The sequence below is a fragment of the Pseudomonas putida genome (assembly GCF_028682395.1).
In the GTDB taxonomy this organism is placed as follows: domain Bacteria; phylum Pseudomonadota; class Gammaproteobacteria; order Pseudomonadales; family Pseudomonadaceae; genus Aquipseudomonas; species Aquipseudomonas putida_AB.
Genome location: NZ_JANHLC010000002.1, coordinates 45,211 through 70,003, shown reverse-complemented (window position 1 = coordinate 70,003; position 24,793 = coordinate 45,211). Strand labels below are relative to the sequence as shown.

Sequence of the window (24,793 nt, the reverse complement as noted above, 5' to 3'; positions counted from 1 at the left end):
AGTTTGTATGTATTTGGCAGCAATGCCGGATACTTGAGGCCGAGTAGCAAAATGGTTATGCAGTGGATTGCAAATCCACCTACGCCGGTTCGATTCCGACCTCGGCCTCCACTCTAAAACCCCCGCAGATCATTGATCTGCGGGGGTTTTTCTTGTCTGCGATTTGGGATGTGTTCCGCGACTGCGCGAATATGAGGGTTGCGCAGCCTAAGATCTGGCTGGCTGAAGCAGGCTGACCGGTTGAATCCACAGCCAAAAGCAGACATTCAAAGGTGTCTACGAGGCTAGGGCGATTCAGTGGTTTGTTTTATCGGCAGTATGACCCTGAATGTCGTTCCTTTGCCTATTTCGCTAAAGACCTCAATATCGCCATGGTGTTTCTTGATTATTCCATATGACAGTGATAATCCCAGCCCGGTACCTTGGCCTACAGGTTTGGTCGTGTAAAAAGGATCAAAGATTCTCTTTAGGTTCTCCGGTGCGATACCCGAGCCGGTATCGCTAACGTCGATCCATACACGCTGTCCATCTACTCCGTTGCTCAAGGTTATGGTTCCACGCTCTGCGCCAAAGGATTGTGCCGCATTTACGATGAGGTTCATAATAACTTGGTTGATCTGCGAAGGTAGGCACTCTACCTCCGGTAGTGTCGTGTAATTTTTTATTACATCAGCCTTGTACTTAACCTCTGCTGCGACAATATTTAGCGTCGAGTCAATGCCTTGCTGTAAGTTTGCCCATTGCCATTCCTGGGTCGAGTCTACGCGAGAAAAATCTTTTAGGTCTTTAACTATTCGGCTTACCCGCTCAAGCCCTTCCTTTGATTCTTTAATGAGTAAAGGTCCATCTGTGAGTATAAAGTCTAAGTCTAGATCGGTTCTAAGTTGCTCGAGAGATTGGCGTGTCTGAGGTGAGTTGATGCTGCATTCCGCTTCGATGTAGGCATTTAAGATCTGTTGAAATTGTTTGAAGTAGTTGTCTAGAGAGCTAAAATTTGAGCTTATAAATCCGACGGGGTTGTTTATCTCGTGTGCCACCCCCGCAGCCAGTTGCCCTAGGGATGCCAGTTTCTCGGATTGAATAAGTTGCACTTGCAGTGACTTTCGCTCATCGATCTCTTCTTGCAATGCCGTGCTAGCCTTCTGCAGGTCTTGAGTGCGCTGTTCTACCAGGTCCTCCAGTTGCCCCATCTTTAGTTGGGCCCTGCTAGTCATTTCCCATTTATTGGTTAGGGTGTTGGCCATTTGTAGCATTTCAATGTTGTCGAAAGGCTTTTTCAATATGAGCAGGCGGTCATGTCCTTTCAAGCGATCTAGTAATTCTTCCCATGAATAGTCTGAGTACGCGGTGCACACGACTATCTGCAGCAATGGGTCGCACTTCCACAGCTGTTCAATGGTTTGCGCACCATCCCAACCATCTGGCATGCGCATGTCGACGAATGCCAAGGCATAAGGGCGTTTGTTTTTCTCGGCATTCAATAGTTTGTTCAGGCCCTCTTGCCCCCCATAGGCTGAGTCAAGCTCAAATACTGTTGAGGCTGTCTTTGGGGCTATTCCGAACAAGACATTTTCTATGGCGTCAAGATCTGTATCATCCACTGTCTCAGGTGTAAGAATTTTACGAAAGTCATCGTGAATGGCAGGGGTGTCGTCGATTAATAGAATGCGACGGTTTATGGGAGTACTCATGATGGAGTCTCGGCAACTTTGAGAGGGATTTGCAAAACAAAGACTGCGCCTCTTTCCGGGCCATCACTGTAAGCGTTCAATCGGCCGTTCATTTCGATGGCCGCGAGAGCGCAACTGTGCAGGCCGAAGCCGTGGCCTTCTTTACGTGTGGTAAAGCCATGAACAAATATCCGACTCATATTCTGTGCGGTAATGCCCTCACCTTCGTCACGTACGCTTATTTGCAAGGTTTCACCATCAACGATGCAAACCCCTAGGGTCATATTACGCTCGCGATTTGATACATTGGACATCGCATATTTTGCATTGCTTATCAGGTTGATCAGTATCAGTAAAAGCCGATGTTTGTCACCCATGATCAGTGGCGTGTCAGCATATTCTCTTATAACATTTACGTTGTGGCGGGTGAGGGCTCCCGAGTTCATGCGCAAAGCGTCTTCAAGAAGATCATTGATCGAGAGCGATTCAAGCAGGCTTCCCGCACCGGCGTAAGACTGCTGAGTGGATACTATGTCTTTGATGTGGTCCACGCTTTTGTTTAACTGGGACAGTTCTTCTGCCATGCTTAGTTGTTCATGAGCAATAGCGTCGACTAATTGGTTCAAGTAGCCTGGGATTAATTTCCCTTTTTCATCTTCTGTTATGAAGCTGCCGAGATCCTGAGTGTGCTCATTGAGCATCTGCATCGCTTTGCCCAATCCCTGCGCTTTGCTATTGCGTAATTTCCTGCACACCAAGTCAGCCGATATATTGATGCTGTTGAGTACGTTGCCGACGTTGTGTAATACGTTGGTCGCGATTTCAGCCATGCCCGCCTGTCGTGCTGTATCGAGCAGTTCGCTCTGAGTATCTTTGAGTTGGCGAGTTCGTTCTTCGACACGACGTTCGAGTTCGTCGTTGGCGGCTACAAGCGCTCGGTTGATTTTGCTGATCTCAGCAAAACTTCGTATCAAGCGAATCGCTAAAATTATCAGTAAAATAACCAGTGCTGCTGAAAAAAGCAGCATGTAAAAATGATATTGCTGATCGATAGTCTCGGCATTTTTTTGATCGCGATTCAGCATGTTGGTAATATCATCCAGGCGTTCAGACACCTGTACGCTTTCAATTTCTTCAAGCAAGCTATTAACCTTGGGTTGCTCTCGTAAAATTAACGAAATATGATTGCTAAGAAGGTCGATAGGATCATGGAATTGTGCTCCCAGTCGCTCTTTGTTAACTTGAAGTTTGTTAAGCCCTAGCAAAATGCTAGCAGCATGGTCGGCGGAGGCGGTTTGGGAGAATTCCAAGGTGTTAAGTAATAAGTCGTAAGTGTCGGTGGCTACCTGTTGCGTGTGCGTTTTTTCTGCAGCGGTTATTCCTGATAACTGAGCTTGGATATCATCTTCTAGCGTGGGCAGGAATGCTAAAGAGTTGCGCAGCACAGCGTTGTGAGATTTAAAAAGCTCTACCAGTCGGGTTTTTTCCTTCATCGTATCTAGATAAGCATCTAAGGTTGTACGCCAGCCAGTAGATTGGCTTCGTTTGTGTTGCGCTTCCATTGATTCAAATTTTTGCCATAGCTGTGTCATTTCGCTCAGAGGTGAGACCAATGGATCATAGTTATGGGTAATCGCTATCCGCGCTTTGAGAATCTCATTCTCCCATTGTGAGTTTTTTTGCATGATTTGTCTGATCAAATCCCTAGAGTCGGTATACGATTCGCTCAGGTCGGATCTGGAGTTAATGTAGAGGAACATCAGTATGGATGCCAAGGTTAGGGCCGCGCCTGCCAGCAATACGACGCTGTTCCGACGAGATACCTTCATAACGGTTTACCTTCCCATTCCCCTGTCAGGGTCTTTAGGAACTTAACAATGAGACTCGTATCCTCCTCGGATGGGATGCGGCCCAACTGGTACTTGAACATCACTGCCACGGCACCTTCGAGTGTTTGCTCCGATCCATCATGGAAGTAGGGGGCAGTAACGGCGACGTTACGTAGGCTGGGCACTTTGAATACATTTCGGTCTTCCTCTTCTCCCGTGACGTTGAATCGGCCTAGGTCGGCCTTGGTCGGGTTGCCACGTGCAGCAAAGTAATCCCCGAGTACACCGAATTTCTGGAACATATTGCCGCCAATATTCACGCCTTGGTGGCAGGCTATGCAGCCATAGTTCTGGAAGCGTTCATAGCCATACTTCTCCTCAGTGGTAAGAATGTCCGTGTCTCCTGCTAAATACTGGTCAAAACGCGACTTTGTGCTGAGTAAGGTGCGTTCGTAGTCCGCTAAGGCACCCTGAATATTTTTTTGAGTTACTGCGTCCGGATAAGCGTCGGTGAATGCTTTACGGTAGCTAGGGTCTGCGGCAATACGTTGCACGACAGTACTCCAGTTGCCGCCCATCTCTGTTGGGCTTTGCACCACTGTATGGGCTTGATCTTCCAATGTTTCTGCCCGACCGTCCCAGAATTGGCGGAAGTTTAGGCTGGCATTGAACACGCTCGGGGTATTGACCTCTACAGGTTTACCATCGACTCCCAAGGACAGCGATTTATCATCAGCACCTGCGTGGTCCAATTTATGGCAGCTTGCGCAAGAAATGCTGCCGTTGGCTGACATTCGCGGGTCATTGAACAGTAGACGTCCTAGCTCTACTCGCCTGTCATCTATCACTGGAGGCTTGGGCAGAGGCTGGAGTGGCCCCTCCAGTGGTGCGGCCTCTGATCCGTTGGTGAGCAGCAGGCCAGCAGCTACAAGTAATGCGAGCGGCAACATGGGCGGTTTCCTTGCCAGGCGAGCTATCAGGAGTGGAGGCGTTTTTTTGGCATGGATTCGGCTAAGAAATCGGCAAATGCCTCGGGCTCTAGAGCTTTACTAAAGTAGAACCCTTGCGCCTCTTCACAGTGGTGACGCTTGAGAAAATTCAGTTGTTCTGCTGTTTCTACACCTTCGGCAATGATGCTCAGACTTAGATTTTTCCCTAAGTCAATTATGCTGCTGACCAGTTTTGCGTCATTGCTATCAGTGCTTAAGTCGCGGATAAAAGATTGGTCAATTTTCAAGACGTCGACTGGAAATTTCTGCAGGTAACTCAAGCTGGAGTAACCGGTTCCAAAGTCATCGATCGCTAGCCTCACTCCAAGTTTCTTGATTGCTTGAAGTGTATTGATCGTATTGGTTACGTCTTGCATCAGCACGCTTTCAGTGATTTCCAACTCCAGTAGAGATGGCTCAAGTCCAGTTTCTGCCAATGTAGAAGTGAGTCGCTCGACGTAATCGCGTTGACGAAAGTCGATGGCCGATACGTTTACCGACATACAGATAGGGGGCAGGCCTTTTCTCTGCCAGTCTCTCGCTTGCAGGCATGCAGTACGCAGAACCCATTGACTGAGCGCAACTATTACGCCGCAGTCTTCAGCGGCGGGGATAAAGTCTGAAGGCGGTATCCAGCCATAATCAGGCCTGTTCCAGCGGATGAGTGCTTCGGCACCCACGACAGTGCCTAGAGTCAGATCCAATTTGGGTTGATAGTGCAGGAGGAATTCATTGTTGTGCAGGGCTGAACGCAGGTCTGTTTCCAATGTCTGCTGTTGCCGGGCCCGGAGGTTCATATCCTCAATAAAAAAACTAAAGTCGTTAGGGCCTCTGTCCTTGGTGTTACGCATGGCCGTTTCGGCTTTCTTAATCAGTGTTATTGCATCGAAGCCATCATTTGGGTAAATACTGATGCCCAGACTGGCAGTGACAGTCAAATCGTGACCTACCGCAGCATGTGGAGTGCTGATAACGGCAAGCAGTTTCTCGGCCACTTTAGTAGTTTGCTGCGGGTGCAGGATGTCGCTGAGAATAATCACAAACTCATCTGAACCGTAACGAAATACCGAGTCGGATTCGCGCACTATAGTCAATAGGCTGCGTGCTACATGTTTGAGTACTTCATCTCCTACGGGATGCCCCAGTGCATTGTTGATGCGTTTGAAACGGTCTAAACCGATGAACAGCACCGCCACTTGTCGATCATGGCGACGAGACTGCGAGAGATATTGGTTCAAACGATCGCCCAATAACGTACTGTTGGGGAGCCCGGTAAGGGCATCGTAATGCAATAACCGTGACACACTCAGCAGTTCTTTGACGCGGGCTTCAATGGTTTCCTCCAGATCGCGCATCTTATTCGCGGCGTCCTGAGCAAGTTGCCATTTCCAGGTTAGTGCGCTGGCCATCTGCCTTATCTCAAGGCTGTCAAATGGCTTTTTTAGGATCAGTAGTTGATCACCGAACTCGATACGCGCTGCCATGCTCTCCCACGAGTAATCGGAGAACGCCGTGCATAAGGCAATCTGTAGGTGCGGGTCCGTTTTCCAGAGATGTTCAATTGTTAAGAGCCCGTCCCAGCCCGGCGGCATACGCATATCAATAAAGGCCAGCGCATATGGCTTGCCTTCTGCTTGGGCCTGTTTAACCCGCTCCAGGCCTTCTTCACCTTGATAGGCTGAGTCGAGTTGGAAGTGCTGCTGTGGAGAGGAGTAGGTTCCGAACAACAGGGCTTCCGTGCTATCGAGGAAGTCTTGATCTTCGGGGCAGAGAATCTTGCGAAAGTCCTGATGGATTGCAGGCGTGTCGTCAATGATCAAGATTCGACGATTGGGTTGTGCGGCCAAAGGATTCATTTAGGGTTCTCCGACGTTGCGTTCGCTGTCCATTTGCTGGCATTGGCGGATTGCGGAGTTGAGCTCATCCTCACCCTGACACGGTTCAATGGTTCTGCCTGAAGGGAGGGTCATTGGTGTGCCGGTGGATATCAGGGTGAAACGTTCATCCTCGGTTTCAATACCTTTTGCGGTAACCCCGATGCCCACGTCACTGGCAAAGTTGAGAATGGCTCGTAGTGTCAGTGCATTGGTTGCATCGCTTCTAGCGCTCTCGAGAAAGCGTTTGGCTAGCTTCAGATGGCTTACCCGGTAAGTCTTGAGGTAGTCAAACGAAGAGTATTCTGTACCGAAATCTTCAATCGCGACATTTACTCCCAATTCGCAGAGCCGTGGGAGGATATCGTTGTGGGCCCATGTAGTTTGAGCCAGCGTGCTCTCGGTCACGTCAAATCTCAGCTCCCAAGGACATAGGTTCCAATGGGCGGTGGTTCGCAATACATCGAAAATGAGTTCTGAGCCGGTTTTCAACTGGACCAGCGAGAGCTGTATAGCGATGAGTGGTGGAGCCGTATTTTGGTCGTGCCAGATACGCATTTGCCGGCAGGCGTTATCCAGTACCCAATGTCCTAGAGCTATGACGATGCCGCTCTTCTCGGCGATGGGCATGAAGTCTTCAGCCTCGAGCCTACCTCGCAGGGGGTGGAGCCAGTACACATGCGCGGACATCCCGAGAGTTGTGCCAGTGCTGAGATCTATCTCGGGTTGGTAATACAGATGCAGCTCCTCGCGTTCTAGTGCGAGCTTCAGGTCGCTGGCAAGGGCTATGCGCTCCATTACCTCCTGATTGATTTCCTCTGTATGGAAGTGGAACTGGTTGCGCCCCTTGTCCTTGGAGCGATAGAGGGCCATGTCCGCTTGTGCGAGCAGGCTGTCTGCGCTGGTGGTCACTGGCGTGTACAGGCTAATGCCGATGCTCACTGATATGCGGCCCTCGTTACCGTCAAGGGAATAGGGCAATGCAAGAGCGTCGCGGATTTTGCCTGCCAAGGTCGCGCAGTGAGTGGCCTCTTCGACCTCCAGTTGTAATATTGCGAACTCGTCGCCTCCCAGGCGCGCGATCACATCGTTTTCTCGTGTACAGGACTTGATACGCCGCGCAACCTCCTGCAGGAGCAAGTCGCCAACGGGATGGCCAAGGGTGTCGTTGATACGCTTGAAGTGGTCCAGATCCAGGTAGAACAACGCGAATGGTGTCGCCCCTCGTCTGGCGGCGGCAAAAGCTTGATGCAGACGCTCAATGAGCGTGGCTCGATTGGCCAACCCTGTCAGTCCGTCTGTGCGAGCCATCAAGGCGAGATTATCTTCGGCCAGTTTGCGTTCGGTGATATCGAGGATAATGCCCTCGACCTCAACCAGTTGCCCCATCTCGTTGCGTACCGGTAAGTAGCGGTTCTCCACCCAGCGATAGGTGCCATCTCCAGTTCTCATTCGGAATTCGATGCACGCACCGGCTAAATCACGATCCAGAGCCCGAAGCATGGCACCTTCAACCTTGGCTATGTCATCAGGATGTATCAGTTGCTGAGACCAGTTGGCCGATGCCACCAGTTGTTCTGACGTATGGCCAAATTTGGTGATGTTGTGGGAGATGTACATCAGGGTGAATGAAGGTTCGCCTTTCAAACGATAAAGGATTGTGGGGCTGTTCTGGACGATAATGTTGGCATCTGATAACTCACGAGTACGCTGCACCACAGCCTGTTCCAGCTGCTCCATTTTCAGCATTGCGTCTTCGGTCATCTGCCACTTTGCGCACAGGGCGCTGGCCATCTGCCGAATTTCAATGGCATCAAATGGCTTTTTTAAGATCAGCAAGCGGTCGCCCAGCTCGAGGCGTTCGGCTATATCCTCCCAAGAATAGTCAGAGTAGGCAGTACAAAGTGCGATTTGCAGTTTGGGATCGATTTGCCAGATTCGCTCGATGGTTTCTAAACCGTTCAGTCCGGGAGGCATACGCATATCAATGAAGCACATGGCGTAGGGGGATTTCTTGTCCAGCGCTTCCTGCACCTTATCCAGGGCTTCTAGGCCCTGGAACGCATAGTCCAGATCAAAACTCGTGGGCGAACAGCTATGCGGCGCGCCGAATAGAGCGGCTTCGAGATGGCCGATAGTGTTCTCGGAAGGGCTTGGCGCGGCGAGCACTTTGCGGAAATCTTCATGAATCGCGGCGGTGTCATCAACGATAAGGAGTCGCCGATTGGGCCACCCCGTTGACGCTGTCATCGCTGCGATCCGGCCAAACTTAAATATAGGCTCATTGAGCTTCCTATGCCGCTCGGCGGTTGCCGCGTCCATTCAGTGCTTGAGCATAGTCACGCCTTCCTGTATCTGCTACTCGACAGGTGTATAACTGCTACAGGAATGACATGTGTCATCCAGCTTGCTGAAATGGCAGGTTCGATGAATGCCAAGGGAGGGCGCGCCAATGCAGGAACAGACCGCAGGCTTGGTTCAGGGTAGGCAAACAGTACTTTTGGTCGATGATGAAGAATCGATCACCAACAGCTTGCGTCGACTGTTGCGGAGCCAGCCTTACGACATCCTGGTCGCCGATAGTGGTGCCAAGGCTCTAGAGCTCCTTGAGCAGCGCCCAATAGACGTGGTCGTGAGTGATGCTCGTATGCCCAATATGGATGGTGCGACGTTACTGGCGCATATCCATCGACGCTATCCGTCAACACTGCGTATTTTGCTCACCGGTTATGCTGATATGACGATGATTGCCAAGGCTATCAATGAGGGGCAAATTCATCGCTATATCAGCAAGCCATGGAACGACGAGGACATGTTGGCGACCTTGCGCCAGGCCTTGGCTCATCATCATTCAGAGCATGAGCGCAAGCGTTTGGAAGCTCTGGCACGGGAGCAGAACGAACAACTTCGACACCTTAACGCAACGTTAGAGAAACATGTTGCGGCACGTACTGCAGAGTTGCAGCAGACCGCGGATATGCTCGATTTGGCTTATGAGGAGCTTAAGCGTAGCTATGTTACGGGGACCGAAGTCTTCTCTCTTTTGGCAAACTTGCGCTTACCTAAGGCCAAACAAACCAATCGTGCGATTATCGAACTAATTAGAGCCTATTGCGTTACTCATGGTCTAAGTGAAACCGAAAGTCGAGACATGACCATGGCGGCGGCGCTGTACAACATCGGTAAGATGAGCTGGACGGACAGCATGATGACGGCGCCAGCAGATCTGCTACACCACACTGAGCGTGATCTTTATCGGGCCTACCCAAAACAAAGCGAATCGTTGTTGATGGCCCTAGAGCCAATGAAGGATGCTGCGCGAATTATCCTGCATCATCAGGAGCGTTGGGATGGCACCGGTTTTCCCGACCACCTCAAGGGCAACGGGATCCCTTTAGGTGCTCGATGGCTGAAGTTGGCTGTGGACTTCGTTGAATTACAGTGTGGATTGATACTAGAGCGCCAAATGAATAGTGATGAGGCGCTGCTGTTCATTCGTAAGTACGCTGGCAGGCTTTATGATCCTGATTTGGTTGAAGATTTTGTGGTTGTCTGCGCTACCTACCTTAGCGACGTTACCTTGGTCGATCCGACAGTCAGGGCTTTAAGTACGCGAGAGCTTGTTGCCGGTATGACGCTCGTGCGCAACTTAAATGCAGACAACGGCATGTTATTGCTCAATGCTGGCAAGGTATTGAGCACGGCACTAGTGGAGAAATTGATTGCTTTTGAAGCGATGGAGGGTGGGAAGTATACTGTTTTTATCAAAGCTTCAGAGCAAGAGGAGGATAAGGGCTAGGTATCCAATCCACTTTGCCTTAACCGGGCGTCCTCATTCGCCATGCAAATTGGAAGCTTGGTGCAAGTTGTGCCAGGCAAATAGTGAATGAAAGTTAAGGTATTGGCTAAGCGCCATGTCCGATCTCCAGCGTTCCGCGACTCGCCAGTGGTCTCTTGAAATACGGGCTCTTGATAATATGAAAATCAGCAGTCTGTGTAACGATTTTCCAGCGAATCTATCGGTTTTCATAATTTTATGAAGTGGGATTGAAAATCCATCTATCCCGGTTCGATTCCGAGCTTGGCCTCTACTCTCACAGAGCCGTAGATGAATGATCTACAAGGTTTTTTCTTGTCTCTAGTAAAGTGAGGTGTTGCGCGACTGCGCAAAGGTGAGGGTTTCTAGTGTCTATTTTTTGGCGTTCTAAAATTGACTAATTCGTGGGGGGGCCAACAGCAGCGCTTGGCTGCTGGCGATGCGACTCCTCATTTATGCGCGGAGGCTCTAGAATAGCGAGGTTTGTTGATAGAAATATTGTTACTTAAACCTCCTCGCACGAAGAGCAATAGCAGGGAATGTATGAGAGCGCATGGAGGCCTGACGGTGTTTCGGTTTTTGCTGGTTGTTCTGGCGCTTCTGGCGCATTCACATGCCTATGCACTGGAGCCTATTGTCGTTGATGCCAATCTCGATGGCCTGTCGCTGGTGGGACATGCCGAATTTCAGCGCGATCCACACCATTACGAGTCGCTGCAGCAACTCGACCCCTCCGCGTGGAAGCCACTGACGCAAGCTGATCTTTATCAGGGCATCACCCGCGACAGTTTCTGGCTGCGGCTAACGCTGCGCAATCCAGGTGCGGATACACAGCCTTGGGTGCTGGTTGATGACACGCCATGGGTTGATTCCATGACGGTTTTCGTGACAACCCCGACCCCATGGCAGCAGGAAGTCGGCGACCGCGTGCCATTTTCCAGACGCGCTCTACCTTCGCCCCTGCCTGCGATCATGCACAGCATCGCCCCTGGCGAAACACAGCAGGTTTACGTGCGGTTGCGTTCAGTGTCTGGCGACGATATGCGATTGACCTTGCGCCTGTACCAGCCAGCTGCGCTTATGGCGACCCTGCAGGGCTATACCGCCATCTACACAACACACTTGGGCGTATACATCACGCTGGGGGCCATCTGGCTGCTGTTCGGTATCGTGCTGCGTCAGCCGACCTTTATCACCTATGCCGCCTTCGTTACGTGTACTGGCTTTGCGTGGTTCAACTTGCGCGGCCTGCTCGCGCAGCACCTTGCACCGGATACCAGTTTCTGGACGAACGAAGGTCTCGGCCTGCTGGTCAGCGGCGCGCTGTGTTTTTCCTTCCTGTTTACCCGTAAGGCCCTGCGCCTGAGCGCCGTTGCGCCAATGCTCGACCGCGTGGCCCTGGGGTTTGCGCTGGCGAATGCGGTGGTTGCGCTCTTGTGTGCGTTGCGTGCATTGCCTCTCGATACGCTTTTCCTGATGTACCGCTTCTTCAACGCCACGGCGATTATCAATGCGTACTTTGCTTTTGTCAGTTGGAGGCGCGGCACACCGCATGCAATCTGGCTGCTGATTGGCTGGGCGACCTTCGGTCTCAGTGCGCTCGGCGTCAGTTGGGCCTGGTACGGTATCAAGGGCGGGCTCGCGCACATCAATATGATCGCACCGATGACGCTGACTCAGAGTGCCGCGCTGATCGAAGTCCTCTGTTTCGCCATCTCGCTCGCCTTGTGGATACGTACCCAGCAGCAAGAACGTCTCGCGGCTGAGCATTCGGCCAATACTGATGGCCTTACCGGGCTGAACAACCGCAAATGCGTCGAGCGTCGTCTGGATGAGCTGACGAAACAGCCTGCCGCACCGGATACACGCTGGCTCGGGATTATTGATATCGACTTCTTCAAGACGGTCAACGACACCTATGGCCATGCTGCCGGCGATGCTGTGTTGCGTAGCTTTGCCAAAATTTTACGCGCCAACTCGCGCCAGGCTGACATTGTCGGCCGTTTCGGGGGAGAGGAGTTTGTCCTGGTCCTTGAGCGTATTGATCGGGAAGGCGCTGAACGCGTCACCAATCGCCTGCGTGAAGCCTTCGAGGCGACGCCGACCGAGTTCGAAGGCCAGATCATTGCGCACACGCTCAGCCTGGGGCTCGCTGCCCATGCCCACGAGACCGATGCGCAGCTCTGGTTCCAGCGCGCCGACGCTGCGCTCTATGAGGCCAAGCACTGTGGGCGCAACCGCGTTTGCATTGCCGGCGGATAACGCCTGATTCGTTGAGATATCTGAGCCTTTGCTCCTGAACGAAAACGGGCTGTCGGCAAGAGTGTATTGGCAATCATCAGTGGAGATTGCCGATCCTCATCCCGCTTTTTAGCCAAGTGAGCAGTATCAACGGCATCCCGTGTCAGATATAACCGTGCAACCAGTAACCTGCAGAACGGATTTTGTTATAATTTATTTATCTACTTTTCTGTTTGGCGTGGATTGCAAATCCACCTACGCCGGTTCGATTCCGACCTTGGCCTCCACTGCACTCTAAAAGTCCCGTAGATCAATCATCCACAGGGGCTTGCCTGCAGGAAAGTGAAGTGTTTTACCGTTAAGGGGGCGGTCTGCCGCTGGAGGGCAGAAGAGGGCGCTGGTATTGACCATCGCCAGCACTTGCTTCTAGGGAAGCCCCGCCTCACGCCCAGCCCGCTCACGTCGCGGGGGCTGGCGGTTTCAAGAGCGCGATTTTCGCGCAGCCATACTCCAATAAGCCCAACGCCTAGAGTCATTCATGAATACCGGAACGCCGGAAGTGCCACAGAACAAAAGTCTAAAATATTATTGGCATGTTGAAATCCTCGGTGGCCCGGACAAGCCGTTCTCCTGGGTGCGCCTCTGGAGGCGAGTGCGCCGTAGCCGCTCCAGTCATTACCTGTTCTGGTTCCGTCTGGCAGACCATTTGGCCCGCAAGCGTAATCGAATGCTTAAATCAATGGCCAAAGGCATTAATGATGGGCTCATCACCCGCCATGGCACCGAAATCATGCTGGGTGCGCAAATCGATGAGGGCCTAAAGGTAGGGCATGGCCTGGGCATTGTGGTGACTAAGAATGTGCGTATTGGCAAGAATTTTTCGATCCACCAGAACACCACCATCGGTGTCGACTACAAGGGTAATGCCCCCATTATCATTGGCGATAACGTGGATATCGGGGCCAACAGTTGCATCATTGGTACCGGAATACGAATTGGCAATAATGTCGTGATCGGTGCAATGAGCTTTGTTAATAAGGATATCCCCGACGATCATACTTACATCACCGAGAAGACGTTTCGTGTGATTTCTCATGCGAAAGCAAGAACCGGCCTGGAACACCAATAGGCGCTACGCCCCCCGTCTCCTGTGAGTGCATGTCTCTGCGAGGTCATGCACTCACACGGCTGTTGAGCTCAACTAACGCCTGGCACCTAAGAGCCAAGACTGCCCAACAACATGAATTTCTCCGGTCAATGGCATCAACGTTGTTATGTTGAAGATGATTGTTGTTCTGCAAGCCCCCCCCAAAAAAACTCGCTGCGGCGAGTTTTTTTGGGGATGAAGAGAAACGCTATCGGTTTGTCCAGCGCTTGAGGGCGCGACGGCGTGCAGCAGGGTCGTGGCAGCCAGTTTGCCCAGCGCATTGGCGGCCAGCGGGCTGACGCCGGTGAGCATTGTCTTCGGCGGGATCCGGGGTAGGGCGTTTGTCATCCAACGGGGTACTGGGCATCTTGTCCTCCAAGGTTTGAACATTGGCGGGTTCAATGTAGAAGGCTCAGCAACCAATTGCCCAGAAAAGCGGCGTTTACCGATGGACGTGCAGTCGCTCGCCAGTCAGTGGCGCAATGCACTGTGCCGGGCAGCAAGAAACACAGGCAGTAAAAGGCTTGCGCGGGGTTTTCCGGCAAGCCTTTGGTTTTCAGATGTCAGTGTTTTTGGCGACCGGTTGGGGCACCGTGTTGCCTGGCCGGCTCCAGCCTGACTTGTGCAGCACCAGGTAGGTCAGGCTGCCAATGACCAACCCCCAGAATGCCGAGCCCAAGCCGAAGTAGCTCATGCCGGAGGCGGTGGCAAGAAAGGTGATCATCGAGGCTTCGCGGTGCCCGGCCTCATTGACGGCCCCCATGAGATTGCTGGTGATGGCACCGATCAGCGCCAACCCGGCCAGCACGGCGACAAAGGTTTTCGGCATGGCGGTAAAGAGCGTGATGATGGTGCCGGCAAAGCACGCCCCACATAGATAGAAGAAGCCATTGGCGATGCCGGCGATGTAACGTTTGTCCGGGTTTTCGTGGGCATCCTTGCCGGTGCACAGCGCGGCGGTAATCGCGGCAATCACAATGGTGATGCCGCCAAACCAGGCAACCACCACCGAGACTAGGCCGATGGTGCTGAGCAAGGGTTTGGCCGCAATGCCGTAGCCCGAGGTCCGCAAAATGGCCATGCCAGGCAGGAATTGCCCCGTCAGGCTGACCATCACCAGCGGGATGGCAAGGCTCAGGGTCGAGGCCCAGGTCCATTCCGGCTGAATGAACACCGGTTTGGCCAGCGTCCACTCTATGCCTTGCAGATCACTGCCCTCCAGCAGAACAGCCAGAATCACGCCAACGATCAGCAGGAAAATCAGGCAGTAGCGTGGGAACAGTCGCTTGAAAATGATGTAGGCCACGAACATGCACAACGCCAGCAACGGCATCAGTTCCACGGACTTGAACGCGCCCACGCCAAACTGGAACAGGATCCCGGCCATCATGGCGCAGGCTAGCCCCTTGGGAATAAGGCGCATGAGTTTGTCGAAGCAGCCGGTGATGCCGATCAGGAAGATTGCCACAGCGGCGGTGATATAGGCCCCTACGGCCTGGCCAAGGGGCAGCTCGGGAAATTGGCTGACCAGCAGTGCCGTGCCAGGCGCGGACCAGGCCGTAATCACCGGTACTTTGAACCACCAGCTCAAGAGTATCCCGCTCACCGCGGCGCCGACTGAAACCGCCCAGATCCAGGACGTGATCATCTCGGTCGAGGCATTGGCGCTCTGGGCGGCCTGGAAAAAGATGATCATGGGGCCGGCGTAGGAAATCAGCACGGCAAGAAAGCCGGCAGTCACGGCCGAGACGGAAAAATCTTTGGAGATCATAGTGCGCTTCTCTTTGCACCCAGTGGCCGTATAGCCGCCGGGTATTTATTATGAGCGCACTCTATTAGCCTTCTTTGAATTGATAAATAGGCCAGACCTGAGCAAGGCTGCCGAGCAGTTGGGCATTTCCCGCGGCTGCGCGACCACGTTGGTCAGGCAGTTGGAAAGCCGCCTTGGCGCCCGGTTGCTGCAACGCACTACGCGACAGCGTCTGTGCCACTCTGGATGGGCAGTCTTCTGACTCTCGGCTGACTGAGCAGTTGACCCTGCGCGGCGGTGTGGCATTTGACGAAACGCCACTCCGCAACAAGGGCAAAGTCGATTCGAAGGGAGAAGTGGCGAGTCTGTCTGCGACTTATCGCTTCTGACCCCCTGTGGGGTTCTCAGCATTGCGCGGGCTTGGTGGTGCTGCGCTCGGTTCGATCGCGAGGCGCCAAGCGAGGGCGGTGGAGTGGCAGAGCAGGCAAAAATTTCGGAGCAGAAAAGATAAGGGCCTGCATGAGATTAATCATGCAAGCCCTTGATATCTATGGTGCCCGAACCCGGAATCGAACCGGGACGCCCTTACGAGCGGGGGATTTTAAGTCCCATGCGTCTACCAGTTTCGCCATTCGGGCGGTAGCGCGGTGAAGCAGGTTTGCTGCTTTTAAATCAATCCGTTAGCGACGCGATGCGGCTTCGGTCGAAAATTTCGCAGGGGCACGAATATATACAGGTGTCTTCGTCTAGGCAAGTTTGCCGAGGCTGATATCACCACAATTCTTTACTGCTGTTCTTTTGGGAAAAGCCAGATAGATCAGTGATCTACGTAATTTTCCACGCGTGCAGTCTCACTCAAGTAGCACGTGGCTCGGGCGTTGCGCGCATCTGATCTGTACTTTGCTGCGCCACCTGCCTCTGTAACGAAGTATCCAGCTACCTAGAATAGCGCTGTGATGACAGAGAGAGGATAGGAGGCGAAATGTTGAAGATGGCGTTGTTTCTGGGCGGCTTTCTGGCGCTCACCCTGGTGATTGGCGCACTCGCGACAATCTCTCCCATTTAAGCCAATACTCCGCAAAAAACAGCCTATAGCCATGGCAATAGCGGCGCCAAGGCATGGACGAATGTAATAACCCCAGCGCATTACACCCATGGGGTTAATGCTATTTGACGCTAGATATCATATTGCCTCCATGCGCTACTGGGCGCCTCGTTATCGAGGTTATCGAGCGCGGAGACAGGTATGCGCAAACGTGGATTCAAGTACTGGGACTGGGCTGATTGCACCTTGCATAGCCGCTGCCATATCGAGTGGCTCGCCGATCGAACCCTGATCGACGTGCAGGCGCGCTTGTCCCGGATGGGGGTTACTCAGTTGTTTGTGGGGGCCTATGCCCAGGGCGGGGAGCTGATTTTCGAGGAGTATTACGAAAGCCGTTGTGGCGAAACCATCAGCCAGGCGCTGTTGTGGGGGCAGGAGCGGGCCCGGTCGCTGCTGTCGCTGCAGTTCACGACATTGGTATTGCCGCGCCGTGGCGCATACCGGGCGTGTTGATTGATGTGTGGTGAGTGTTGAGCGGGCGGCGAGGCCGTCCGCTCAAGATCGCTCTAGAAGCGAAAGTTGGCGGCCAGTTCGGCCGAGCGCCCCGGTGCAACGTTGGCGAACACGCCCACATGGGAGGCGTCGTAGATGGTTTCGTCGGTCAGGTTCAAGACGTTGAACTGCAGGTCCAGGTTCTTGTTGACCCGGTAGGCAACCATCGCGTCGTAACGCCAGTAGGCATCAAGGCTCTTGATATTGGCGTCGTCGACATAGCGTTTGCTCATGTAGTTGGCGCCACCGCCGACTTTCCAGCGCTCGGTCAGCATGTAGGTGGTCCAGACGCTGCCGCTATGGGGCGCAATAAACTTGGCCTGCTTGCCGTCGAAGCTTTCGCGTGAATTGGCGTACTTGACTGTCTTGGCATCGAGATAGGTATAGCCCGCCGCAATGTCCCAGCGATCAGTGATGCTGCCAGTGGCCCCCACTTCGAAGCCCTGAACTTCGCTATTACCGGTCAAGCTGACTTCGCCCGTGGCGGCGTCATAGGAGCGGCCATCGGTTTTTTCCGTCTTGAACACGGCCGCCGTTAGCGCTAGGCGCTCGTCAAGCAGATCCCACTTGGTCCCCAGTTCCAGGCTGCGACTTTTTTCCGGATCGAGGTCGAGCAAGCCGCCCCCTGCCGGGCCATCCGCGCCCCCCGATTGACCGGCGGTTTCGCCCGAAGGGTTGGAGGAGGTACCGTAGCTCAGGTAGATACTGCCGTACGGCAGTGGCTTGAAGACGATGCCGGCCTGGTAGTTCCACAGGTTGTTCTTGTTGGTCAGCTTGGCGTCGGAGACGTGGTAGTCGTCATAACGCACGCCCAGGTTCAGGTCCCATTGTTCATGCAGGGCCAGGGTGTCCATCAGGTAGAGGGCGCGGTTGTTGTGCTTGACCTCGCTGTGACTGCCATTGCCACGCCCGTAAGGCGCATAAGGATCGTTGGGGTTGGGATGGTTCAGGTCGCCGGCATCGATATCCCTGGAGGTTGCGTACCGCGCCTTGGTGTCGAGGCGTTCCCGGGAGAACTCCAGACCGGCGCTGTAGCTATGGGTAATGGAGCCGGTATCGAACTTGCCGAACAGGTCGGTCTGGTTGATCAGTGCCTTGTTCACCACATTGCGCCCGCGCGCCGGACCCCGGGCGACGATGCCGGCCTGCTCCTGCGCTGCGGTGAGGGACGCACGGCTCATGACGTAGTCCTGCATGCTGCGGCTGCCACGCAGGGTGTTGCGCAGGGTCATGTGCTCGTTGAGGTCATGCTCGAGCTGGAAGGTTGCCAGGTCACTGGAGGTCTTGCGAAAGTCGCGTTTGGCGAAGCCGTAGAAGTTGTCGCGGTCGACATTGACCGGCTTCTTGGTGATCTCCGACATCGGGTGGCCCTGGTCGGGGATATCGTCGCTCTGCATGTGGTAGTAGCTGAGCGTCAAGCGAGTCGGGGTGTGCAGGCCAAAGGTCAGGGTGGGGGCAATGCCCCAGCGGCTGACTTCGACATCATCACGTCCCGGGGTATCGGCTTCATGCTTCATGGCATTCAAGCGAAAGGCCATGTTCTGCTCGGGCAGGTAGCGGTTTACATCGATGCTCGTGCGGCGCAGTTGGTCGGTCCCCAGTCGCAGGCTGCCTTGAGTGAAGTCTTCGGCGCGTGCGGTCTTGCTGACCAGGTTGATCGTGCCCCCGGTGGAGCCGCGGCCAGCATAGGCCGAGCCCGGGCCCTTGACGATTTCGACCTGTTCGACGTTAAAGGTTTCATGGGACAGGCGACCGACATCGCGGATGCCGTCAATCAGGATATCGGTGCTGGCTTCATAGCCCCGGATAAAGGGGCGATCGCCCAGTGGCGTGCCGCCTTCACCTGCGCCAAAGGTGATGCCTGGGGTCGTACGCAGGGCATCGGCCAGGGAGGTGACGCCGCGTTCCTGCATCAAGGTATCGGTGATGATGGTGACGGACTTGGGCGTTTCGCGCAGGGGCGCGGTGAATTTCGGCGAGCTGGACACATCCTTTTTGTAGCCACCATGCTGCTCGCCTGTGACCTCGGTACTGTCTAGCGTGAGTGCATTGTGTTCAGGAGGCGTTGCGCGTTTCTCGGGCACGCCCGCAGCCAGCGCACTTTCGGAAATACCGAGGGCCAGAAAGCCCAGCGAAGTCGACCACAACCGGCGGGAAGCATTAGGGTATGGAGTGTTGTTACGGGACATGAAGAAATGAACCTCGGCCTAAAAAGTGCGGGGATTCTTATATGCAAACGAATCTCAATCAATTTAAAGTTCCGAGCAAACAGTGTCGAAATGTATATCTGGTGTACTGGCCTAAAGGGCTCTAGCGCGCCTCATTCTGGCGTCATCAGGACCGCCAGGGCCATGCTGATGAATTCGTGGTTGTGATCGAGTGGGTCCAGGGTGCTGCGTACATGGTCGGCGATGTCGGCTGAGCCTTGCTGCTCGACCCAGTTGGATAACTCGACAATGGCGCTTTCCAGCGCCAGCTGGTTTTCATTGAGCTTGGAGAGCAGGGCGGGGAGCAGATCGGTATTGGGCATGGGTAATCCTCGACGTTAGGCCAACGTTAGCCCAGGCGAGGCGGAACCGCCTTGCGCCTGGTCTATGGCTGATGCCGGAATTTCCTCAGGCTGGCTGCAGATTTGTGCCTTTTCTTCTGTTGCTGATTCGCCAAAGCCTGTAGGCCCTAACCCCGGCACGCACCGAGCGAAAGACTTGGCCCGGGCGCATTTCCCGGGCGAAGCCGGAGCGTACGAGCATGCGCAGGAAGGTGCCGCGAGCCCGGGAGATACTCAGGATAATGCCCTGGGCCTTCAGGGTTTCGCGCACTTCGTTCAGGGCGGCCAGGCCGCTGACATCGATCGATGTCACGCCTTCGGCATCGAACAGCACGGCCTTGGCATTGGGCTCGTTGGCGACGGCTTCGAGGATCCGCATCTTGAAGTAGTCGGCGTTGAAGAACAGGATCGCCTCGTCGAATCGGTAGATCACCAGGCCCGGGTAGGTTCGCGCCTTGGGATGCCGGGCGATATTGACCTGGCCTTCCACGCCGCGCTCCCAGCCCAGTACAGCGTCAGTGGGCTGGTAGATGGTTTGCAGCAGGCGCAGTACTGCCAGGGTCACGGCGATCAATATGCCGGGCAGTACGCCAACGCCCAGCACGCCGACGGTGGTTAGCACGCACAGCCAGAACTCGAAGCGGCTCAGGGAGTAGATTCTGCGCATCGAGCGAATATCGATCAGGCCCCAGCCGGCCATCAGCAGCACGGCACCGAGCGCCGGCTGCGGAATCCATGCCAGCGGTGCGGTAAACAGCAGGAGGGTCAGGGCAATCACCAGGGCTGCGATGATGCCGACCAACTGGCTTTTGCCGCCGACCATATCATTGACGGCGGTGCGCGAGTCGGCGCCGCTGATGGCAAAGCCTTGGGAAACCCCGGCGCCGATGTTCGACAGACCCAGGGCAATGAATTCACGGTTGGCATTGACTGCATAACCGTGACGCGCGGCAAAGCTGCGGGCGGTCAGCATCGCGCTGCAAAAACTGACCGTGGCAATCCCGAGGGCGTCGCGCAGCAAGCTTTTCATTTCGCCCAGATTGCTCTGCGGCCAGCTCAGTTCCGGCATGCCGGAGGGCACCGCACCCAGTACGGCGACGCCGAAAAGGTCCAGGCGAAACAACGCTGCCAATACGGTGGCGACTGCCACGGCGACCAGCGCCGAGGGCCATTTGGGATAGCGGCGCGGCAGCCAGATCAGCAGGCCCAGGGCGAAGAGGCCCAGCAGGAGGCTGAGGATATGGGTTTCGTTGATCCGGCTCAGCATATTGACCAGGCTGAGAATAAAGCCGTCGGCCTCGGTTTTGTAACCAAGCACCTTGCCCAACTGCCCGGCCAGCAGGCTCAGGCCAATACCGTTGAGATAACCGATCAGGATGGGCCGTGAGAAGAAGCTGGCAATAAAGCCGGCCCGGGCGACCCCGGCGGCGATCAGCATCAGGCCCACCATGATCGTGGTAATGACCGACAATGCCGCCAGACGCTGAGGGTCACCCATGGCCAAGGGGGCGATGGCACCGGCAAGCATGGCGCAGGTGGCGGCATCGGGGCCGACCATCAACTGGCGGGAACTGCCCACCAGGGCGTAAATGATCATCGGCAGAATGCAGGCGTATAGCCCGACATGGGGAGGGAAGCCAACAATCTGTGCGTAGGCAATGGCAATGGGGATCTGGATAGCCGCCACTGACAGGCCGGCCTGCAGGTCGGACTGAAACCACTCGCGTTTGTAATGAAGAAGGTCGGCCAGCCCGGGTAGCCAACGGGAAAGCGCCATGGGTAGATCTCCTGAAAAGCCATGAAGCGGCAAGACACAAAAGCCGCGCAGTAGAGCAGATCTCCCGCGTGCTCGTCCTTGACTAGGGTCAGCATAAGGCCATTGGCCATCTATTTACATAAAGACGAATCCCACTTATCTGGGCATGTATTCCTTCTGCCAGCGACGAGGAATCCAGAGTGATACCAGGCCGAGTATTACGGCTATCAAGGCACTGGCCCATAACGCACGCAAGCCGAACTGGCTCTCCAGTAGTGCGCCTAATATGGCGCCCAGCAACATTCCGCTCCAGGGCACCAGTTGCACCCGCCAGCCGTTGCGCCGCTCGCCCATTAGCCAGCGCCCGAGCCCGCGGCCAAAGCGCGACAGTGCCCCGGTGACATAGGTCAGCCCGATGGGCAGCCCATTGACCTGTTCGACGGCGGCATTGAGCATGCCCATGGCCAAAATGGCGGCGATCAGCGCGAGCAATTGCCCGCTCTGGGGCAGCGTAGCCGCACCACATAGCAGTGCGGCGATGCCCAGCATCAGGGGCAGGGCGCGGTGACCGCTGAGGCGACCGATGACCACCCCCAACGCGTTGCCCACTACAAATGCGGCGATTGCGGTGAGCAGGCGCAGGGTCAAGCCCAGCTCTCCTTCGCTGACCGCCACCGCCAGGCGGGTGGTGTTGCCGCTCATAAATGAAACGAAATCGCCGGTGGCCATAAACCCGATGGCATCGGTCATGCCCGCCAGGAGCGAAAGACTGGCCACCAGCCCCAGGCCGATGCGCGCCCGCCAGGCCTGAATACGTAAGTGACGTGGGTTGCGTCGCACTAGACCGGGTAACGGCAACATCGATTCGGTTCCTTGAACAGGGCAGTCGTGCCCACCAGTTTGCCTCGCGGCTCTGTGGCTTGGCCAGCCTGCGGTCGCCGGTCCTCAGGCGAGTACGGCGACTGCCTTGATCTGTGCCCAGAGTTGCTGGCCCGGGTGCAGGCCGAGCTGGTCTCGCGAGTAACGGGTGATGCGGGCCAGCAAGGGTGTGCCGCCGACGTCGAGGCGGACCAGCATATGGGCGCTGTTATCTGCCGGCGCTTCACCGGTGACCACAACAGGAAGGCGATTGAGGATGCTGCTTTGCTCATCGTAGTGACGACTGAGGCTGACATCCCGGGCCTGGACCTTGATCCGCAGCGGGGTGCCCTGGGCCAGTTCGGTATGGGTCACGCGCATCTGCAACTCGCTGTCGGGCAGGCGTACGGTCAGCAGTTGATAGGCTGCGTTGTAGTTGCTGACCAGCCCCTCGATGACCACACCGCCGTCGTCGCCCATGGCCAATGGCAGGTCCAGGCGCGCCAGTGTTTCGCCAATCGGTCCGCTGGCCAGGGCGCGGCCCTCGCTGAGCAGGACGATATGGTCGGCCAGGCGGGCGACTTCATCCTGGGAGTGGCTGACATAGAGCACCGGGATATCCAGCTCCTCATGCAGGCGTTCGAGGTACGGCAGGATTTCGGCCTTGCGCCGTGAATCGAGGGCAGCCAATGGCTCGTCCATCAACAATAACCTGGGGCTGGTCAGCAGGGCGCGGGCGATGCCGATGCGTTGACGTTCGCCGCCGGACAGCGTGCCTGGATCCCGTTCCAGTAGATGACCAATGCCCAATAGACCGGTGGCCTGGGCCATATCGACCTGGCGCTGGCTCCGGGGAATGCGGCGCAAGCCGAACTCCAGATTCGCCCGCACCGAGAGGTGGGGAAACAGGCTGGCCTCCTGGAAGACATAACCCAGGGCGCGCTTGTGCGGTGGGATGAATATTTTCTGGCGACTGTCCTGCCAGACTTCATCGTTGATCCGCACAAATGCCTGGCTGGCACGTTCCAGGCCGGCGATACAGCGCAGGCAGGTGGTCTTGCCCGAGCCGGAATGCCCGAACAGCGCCGTGACACCTCGCCCGGGCAGTTGCAGGTCAAGGTCAAGGTCGAAGCCCGGATAGTCGAGCTGCAGGCGTACTTCGATTGACGCGCTCATCGCTAGCCCCAACCCATTTTGGTTTTACGGCTGGAGTAAAGCGCCAGCAGCACGAGGAACGAAAATATCAGCATGGCGCCCGCCAGCCAGTGTGCCTGGGCGTATTCCAGGGCTTCGACATGGTCATAGATTTGCACCGAGACCACCCGGGTCTTGTGCGGGATATTGCCGCCGATCATCAGCACCACGCCGAACTCGCCGACCGTGTGGGCAAAGCCCAGGATGGCGGCTGTGATAAAGCCTGGCCTGGCCAGGGGCAAGATCACACTGAAAAAGGTGTCCCAGGGATTGGCCCGCAAGGTCGCGGCGACCTCCAGTGGGCGTTTGCCGATGGCGATAAAAGCGTTTTGCAGCGGCTGGACCACAAAGGGCATGGAATAGATCACCGAGCCCAGCACCAGCCCGCTAAAGCTGAAGGTCAGGGTGCCCAGCCCGATGGACTGGGTGAACTGACCGATAAAACCGTGGGGGCCAAGGGCCAATAGCAGGTAAAAGCCGATCACCGTCGGTGGCAGCACCAGGGGCAGGGCGACGATGGCTCCGACTGGCCCGCGCCAGCGTGAAGGGGTGCGGGCCAGCCAAAGTGCAATCGGAGTGCCGACCACCAACAGAATCGCCGTGGTCAGGGAGGCCAGCTTGAGGGTCAGCCAGATCGCGGCGAAATCGGCACTCGAGAGCGGCATTTAGAGCTCGTAGCCGTAGGACTTGATCACGGCAGCGGCTTTCGGCCCCTTGAGGTAGTCCATCAGCGCCTTGGCGGCTGCGTTGTCCTTGCCTTTGGTGAGTAGCACGGCGTCCTGTTTGATGGACTCATGCATGTCCGCCGGGACAACCCAGGCCGAACCGCTGGTGACCTTGCCGTCCTTGTAGATCTGGGACAGCGCGACAAAGCCCAGTTCGGCATTGCCGGTGGAGACAAACTGGAACGCCTGGGTGATGTTCTGGCCAGTCACCAGCTTGTCCTTGACCTTGTCGGTCAGGCCCAGCTTGGCCAGCACCTGGGTGGCTGCCAGACCGTAGGGAGCGGTTTTTGGATCGGCGATGGACAGGTGCTGGTACTGGTTGTCCTTGAGTACCTTGCCGTTGGCATCGACATAACCGTCCTTGGCGGACCAGAGGGCGAGGGTGCCTATGGCGTAGGTGAAGCGCGAGCCGGGGACAATATCGCCCTCTTTTTCGAGGCGGGCCGGGGTGCTGTCATCGGCGGCGAGAAACACTTCGAAGGGCGCGCCGTTCTTGATTTGGGTGTAGAACTGCCCGGTGGCGCCATAGGCCGCGATCAGCGTGTGCCCGGTGTCCTTTTCGAAATCGGCGGCGATGGCCTGGATCGGCGCAGTGAAGTTGGCGGCGACGGCCACCTGGACTTCATCGGCCTGGGCGCTTCCTAGCGCGAAGACTGCCAGCAGGGTTGCCAGGCATGTCGGGGCAAAACGTGATGGGCGGATAGTCATGGAACAGCTCCGTGGTGGACGTAGGCGCACACAGCAGGTTATTGGAAGAGGATGCGCCGGTAGGGGTGATTCGCTATATAAATGAATATA

The 24,793-nt window shown here is 55.5% G+C and carries 18 protein-coding genes and 2 tRNA genes; 6 read left to right on the top strand and 14 right to left on the bottom strand.

All coding sequences use genetic code 11. The features are described 5' to 3' along the window. Positions 1-37 precede the first annotated feature (37 nt). Positions 38-111: transfer RNA gene (locus tag NPS46_RS05685), tRNA-Cys, on the top strand. Between the two features lie 173 nt (positions 112-284). Here the strand turns inward: NPS46_RS05685 and NPS46_RS05680 are convergent. The 5 genes from NPS46_RS05680 to NPS46_RS05660 are packed head-to-tail and all read right to left on the bottom strand — an operon-like array spanning position 285 to position 8,612. After that, complete coding sequence (locus NPS46_RS05680; protein WP_274105458.1) at positions 285-1,691, bottom strand: ATP-binding protein; 1,407 nt, start codon at positions 1,689-1,691, stop codon at positions 285-287. Continuing rightward, positions 1,688-3,499, bottom strand: coding sequence for a DAHL domain-containing protein (locus NPS46_RS05675; RefSeq protein WP_274105457.1), 1,812 nt, complete (start codon positions 3,497-3,499; stop codon positions 1,688-1,690). The genes NPS46_RS05680 and NPS46_RS05675 overlap by 4 nt, the downstream gene beginning before the upstream one ends. Next, the gene (locus tag NPS46_RS05670; RefSeq protein ID WP_274105456.1) at positions 3,496-4,449 is read right to left on the bottom strand and encodes a cytochrome-c peroxidase; all 954 of its coding nucleotides are present in this window, start codon (positions 4,447-4,449) and stop codon (positions 3,496-3,498) included. The genes NPS46_RS05675 and NPS46_RS05670 overlap by 4 nt, the downstream gene beginning before the upstream one ends. A gap of 26 nt (positions 4,450-4,475) precedes the next feature. Beyond that, on the bottom strand, positions 4,476-6,344 hold the full coding sequence (locus tag NPS46_RS05665) for a GGDEF and EAL domain-containing protein (protein WP_274105455.1): 1,869 nt from the start codon (positions 6,342-6,344) through the stop codon (positions 4,476-4,478). Continuing rightward, positions 6,345-8,612 carry a diguanylate cyclase domain-containing protein gene (locus NPS46_RS05660; RefSeq protein ID WP_274106015.1) on the bottom strand — a complete coding sequence of 756 codons (2,268 nt, stop codon included), beginning with the start codon at positions 8,610-8,612 and terminating at the stop codon, positions 6,345-6,347. It abuts the gene before it with no gap. A gap of 202 nt (positions 8,613-8,814) precedes the next feature. Between NPS46_RS05660 and NPS46_RS05655 the strand changes: the two genes are divergently transcribed. The 3 genes from NPS46_RS05655 (at position 8,815) to NPS46_RS05645 (ending at position 13,549) form a co-directional block, all read left to right on the top strand. After that, the gene (locus NPS46_RS05655) at positions 8,815-10,161 is read left to right on the top strand and encodes an HD domain-containing phosphohydrolase (RefSeq protein WP_274105454.1); all 1,347 of its coding nucleotides are present in this window, start codon (positions 8,815-8,817) and stop codon (positions 10,159-10,161) included. Between the two features lie 597 nt (positions 10,162-10,758). Beyond that, positions 10,759-12,441 carry a sensor domain-containing diguanylate cyclase gene (locus tag NPS46_RS05650; protein ID WP_274105453.1) on the top strand — a complete coding sequence of 561 codons (1,683 nt, stop codon included), beginning with the start codon at positions 10,759-10,761 and terminating at the stop codon, positions 12,439-12,441. Between the two features lie 517 nt (positions 12,442-12,958). Further along, complete coding sequence (locus NPS46_RS05645; RefSeq protein WP_274105452.1) at positions 12,959-13,549, top strand: serine acetyltransferase; 591 nt, start codon at positions 12,959-12,961, stop codon at positions 13,547-13,549. Positions 13,550-14,123: 574 nt separating this feature from the next. On the opposite strand, the gene NPS46_RS05640 is transcribed toward NPS46_RS05645, so the two are convergent. Next, entirely contained in the window at positions 14,124-15,338 is a 1,215-nt protein-coding gene (locus tag NPS46_RS05640; protein ID WP_274105451.1) for a benzoate/H(+) symporter BenE family transporter, read from the bottom strand. A 79-nt stretch (positions 15,339-15,417) separates the two neighbouring features. Between NPS46_RS05640 and NPS46_RS05635 the strand changes: the two genes are divergently transcribed. After that, positions 15,418-15,579 carry a LysR family transcriptional regulator gene (locus NPS46_RS05635; RefSeq protein ID WP_337994234.1) on the top strand — a complete coding sequence of 54 codons (162 nt, stop codon included), beginning with the start codon at positions 15,418-15,420 and terminating at the stop codon, positions 15,577-15,579. 289 nt (positions 15,580-15,868) lie between these two features. Here NPS46_RS05635 and NPS46_RS05630 read toward each other — a convergent pair. Beyond that, a tRNA-Leu gene (locus NPS46_RS05630) sits at positions 15,869-15,955 on the bottom strand. Positions 15,956-16,563: 608 nt separating this feature from the next. Here NPS46_RS05630 and NPS46_RS05625 point away from each other — a divergent pair. Beyond that, on the top strand, positions 16,564-16,875 hold the full coding sequence (locus NPS46_RS05625) for a hypothetical protein (protein WP_274105449.1): 312 nt from the start codon (positions 16,564-16,566) through the stop codon (positions 16,873-16,875). A 53-nt stretch (positions 16,876-16,928) separates the two neighbouring features. Here NPS46_RS05625 and NPS46_RS05620 read toward each other — a convergent pair whose 3' ends face one another. The 7 genes from NPS46_RS05620 to modA all read right to left on the bottom strand — a co-directional run bounded on the left by NPS46_RS05620 (position 16,929) and on the right by modA (position 24,703). Continuing rightward, positions 16,929-19,103, bottom strand: coding sequence for a TonB-dependent receptor (locus NPS46_RS05620; protein WP_274105448.1), 2,175 nt, complete (start codon positions 19,101-19,103; stop codon positions 16,929-16,931). A 131-nt stretch (positions 19,104-19,234) separates the two neighbouring features. Then, entirely contained in the window at positions 19,235-19,444 is a 210-nt protein-coding gene (locus NPS46_RS05615) for a hypothetical protein (protein WP_274105447.1), read from the bottom strand. An 85-nt stretch (positions 19,445-19,529) separates the two neighbouring features. Then, complete coding sequence (locus NPS46_RS05610) at positions 19,530-21,239, bottom strand: SulP family inorganic anion transporter (RefSeq protein WP_274105446.1); 1,710 nt, start codon at positions 21,237-21,239, stop codon at positions 19,530-19,532. A gap of 135 nt (positions 21,240-21,374) precedes the next feature. Continuing rightward, entirely contained in the window at positions 21,375-22,079 is a 705-nt protein-coding gene (locus tag NPS46_RS05605) for a YoaK family protein (protein WP_274105445.1), read from the bottom strand. Between the two features lie 84 nt (positions 22,080-22,163). Next, positions 22,164-23,252, bottom strand: a complete 1,089-nt coding sequence (modC, locus tag NPS46_RS05600; RefSeq protein WP_274105444.1) for a molybdenum ABC transporter ATP-binding protein — start codon at positions 23,250-23,252, stop codon at positions 22,164-22,166. A 2-nt stretch (positions 23,253-23,254) separates the two neighbouring features. Next, positions 23,255-23,935 carry a molybdate ABC transporter permease subunit gene (gene modB, locus NPS46_RS05595; protein WP_274105443.1) on the bottom strand — a complete coding sequence of 227 codons (681 nt, stop codon included), beginning with the start codon at positions 23,933-23,935 and terminating at the stop codon, positions 23,255-23,257. After that, positions 23,936-24,703 (bottom strand): molybdate ABC transporter substrate-binding protein, encoded by a 768-nt coding sequence (gene modA / locus NPS46_RS05590; protein WP_274105442.1) that lies wholly within the window; start codon positions 24,701-24,703, stop codon positions 23,936-23,938. Between the last annotated feature and the right edge of the window lie 90 nt (positions 24,704-24,793).